Origin of the sequence: Klebsiella sp. 141203 (genome assembly GCF_032601985.1) — a bacterium.
Taxonomy (GTDB): domain Bacteria; phylum Pseudomonadota; class Gammaproteobacteria; order Enterobacterales; family Enterobacteriaceae; genus Klebsiella; species Klebsiella aerogenes.
In genome coordinates this window covers 1-374 of sequence record NZ_JAQIRL010000022.1, presented here as the reverse complement: position 1 = coordinate 374, position 374 = coordinate 1, and the positions used below count along the sequence as shown (strand labels likewise).

The 374-nt window shown below is 47.9% G+C and carries 1 tRNA gene; it reads left to right on the top strand.

The features are described 5' to 3' along the window. Positions 1-132 precede the first annotated feature (132 nt). Positions 133-208: transfer RNA gene (locus tag PGR29_RS24840), tRNA-Glu, on the top strand. The last annotated feature ends 166 nt before the right edge of the window (positions 209-374 follow it).

The window sequence follows — 374 nt, the reverse complement described above, 5'->3', positions numbered from 1 at the left end:
CGTAACAAGGTAACCGTAGGGGAACCTGCGGTTGGATCACCTCCTTACCTTAAAGAACCTGCCTTTGTAGTGCTCACACAGATTGTCTGATGAAAGTAGAGAAGCAAGGCGTCTTGCGATTGAGACTTCAGTGTCCCCTTCGTCTAGAGGCCCAGGACACCGCCCTTTCACGGCGGTAACAGGGGTTCGAATCCCCTAGGGGACGCCACTTGCTGGTTCGTGAGTGAAAGACGCGCGCCGATATATCTCAAAACTCATCTTCGGGTGACGTTTGAGATATTTGCTCTTTAAAAATCTGGATCAAGCTGAAAATTGAAACGACACACAGTTAATGTGTGTTCGAGTCTCTCAAATTTTCGCAATCAGAAGTGAAA